Source organism: bacterium (assembly GCA_024224155.1).
Taxonomy (GTDB): domain Bacteria; phylum Acidobacteriota; class Thermoanaerobaculia; order Multivoradales; family JAHEKO01; genus CALZIK01.
The window spans coordinates 1-1,940 of record JAAENP010000270.1 but is presented as its reverse complement, the minus strand read 5'-3'; the positions used below and the strand labels follow the sequence as shown (position 1 = coordinate 1,940).

The following is a 1,940-nucleotide window of genomic DNA, read 5'->3' as shown; positions in this document are numbered from 1 at the left end:
TTTTATGTAGTCATGTATTGTAAGATATTGGGGTTGACACTGGTGGGTTTCTTCGATTCTGTTTGCGCATGTACGTTGCCAAGGTGCCGAACCGGAACTCACGGCCCGCTATCCTGCTGCGGGAGAGCTACCGCGAGGGCGACAAGGTCAAGAACCGCACCCTCAAGAACCTGACCGACTGGCCCAGCGACCGGGTCGAGCTGTTGCGCGCGGTGCTGCGCGGCGAGCCACTGGTGCCCGCCGGCAAAGGCTTGGAGATCATCCGGGCGTTGCCGCACGGTCATGTCCAGGCGGCGCTGGAGACGGCCCGCCACATCGGCCTCGAGGCTTTGCTGCCGCGTGGCCCGGAGCGTCGCCGCCAGCTAGCCCTGGCGTTGATCGTCGCCCGGCTGCTGGAGCCGGCCGCCAAGCTGGCCACGGCACGGGCGCTTGACGAGAAGACCGCGCATCACTCGCTGGGTGCCACGCTCGGGCTCGGCCGGGTCGGCGTCAAGGAGCTCTATCGGAGCCTCGACTGGCTGGGCGCGGCGCAGCCGCGCATCGAGACCACCCTGGCGCGCCGCCACCTGAGCGAGGGCACCCTGGTGCTCTACGACCTGACCTCGACCTATCTGGAGGGCCGCTGCTGCGAACTGGCCCGCTACGGCTACTCCCGCGACCACCGGCGCGACAAGCTGCAGATCGTCATCGGCCTGCTGTGCAGCGCCGAGGGCTGCCCGATCGCCGTCGAGGTGTTCGAGGGCAATCGCAGCGACCCGAGCACGCTCGGTGACCAGATTGCCAAGCTCAAGGGCCGCTTCCGGCTGCGCCACGTGGTTCTGGTCGGCGACCGCGGGATGATCACCAGCGCCCGCATCGAGGACGAGCTGCGCCCGGCCGGCTTCGATTGGGTGACCGCGCTGCGCGCGCCTGCGATCCGTAAGCTCGCCGCCGAGGATGGCCCGCTCCAGCTGTCCCTGTTCGACCAGCTCGACATGGCCGAGATCACCAGCCCCGACTTTCCCGGCGAGCGCCTCATCGTCTGCAAGAACCCGGCGCTGGCCGAGCAGCGAACCCGCAAGCGCGCCGAGCTGCTCGACGACGCCGAGCGCGCGCTCACCCGCCTGCAGGCCCGGGTCAGGCGCAAGCGACAGCCACTCAGGGGCGCCGCCGAGATCGGCAAGGCGCTCGGCGCCCTGTGCGCCCGCTCCAAGGTAGCCAAGCATTTCCAGACCACCATCACCGACGACGATCTCAGCTTCCACCGCGACCAGGCCTCGATCGACGCCGAGGCCGCGCTCGACGGCTTCTACGTCCTGCGCACCAGCCTGTCCAAGGAGGCCCTCGATGCCGAAGCCACCGTGCGGGCATACAAGAGCCTCGCCCTGGTCGAGCGCGCGTTCCGATGCCTCAAGACCGTCGATCTCGAGGTCCGGCCCGTGTTCCACTGGGTGGGCCCGCGCGTGCGCGCCCATGTCTTCCTCTGCATGCTCGCCTATTACCTCGAATGGCACATGCGATCACGCTTGGCCCCGATCCTGTTCGACGATCACGACAAGGCCAGTGCCGAAGCCCAGCGCGCCTCACCCGTCGCAAAGGCCGAGCCTTCCGAGGCCGCCAAACGCAAGGCGAAGACCAAACGAACCGACGACGACCTACCGGTCCACAGCTTTCGCTCGCTCCTCGCTGACCTCGCTTGTCTCACCAAGAACACAGTTCGCTTCGGCAAAAAGCAAACCATGGAGATCCTCGCTAAGCCCACGCCTACACAACAGCGCGCACTCGACCTCATCGGCTCCAAACAAGCCCTGTAGTCAGTGAGCAGAAAATTCTGCTCACGTTTCGAATCGCTTACGCTCTTTATGGGGCCAAGTTCAGCCTAGTTATCAACGGCATCGCGCAGACGGTCGCATCGGGCGCTTCGGTTTCGGTCGGCCCCTCGGACCGGATCCAGATCCAGG

General features: G+C 66.4%; 1 protein-coding gene. It reads left to right on the top strand.

Annotated features, from left to right (window positions below; translation table 11 throughout):
• Positions 1-68: 68 nt before the first annotated feature.
• Positions 69-1,793 carry an IS1634 family transposase gene (locus tag GY769_14235; GenBank protein MCP4203076.1) on the top strand — a complete coding sequence of 575 codons (1,725 nt, stop codon included), beginning with the start codon at positions 69-71 and terminating at the stop codon, positions 1,791-1,793.
• Positions 1,794-1,940 lie beyond the last annotated feature (147 nt).

Excerpts from the sequence above, each read along its gene's own strand:
- GY769_14235 (MCP4203076.1), top strand. The coding sequence starts at position 69 with ATGTACGTTGCCAAGGTGCCGAACCGGAACTCACGGCCCGCTATCCTG.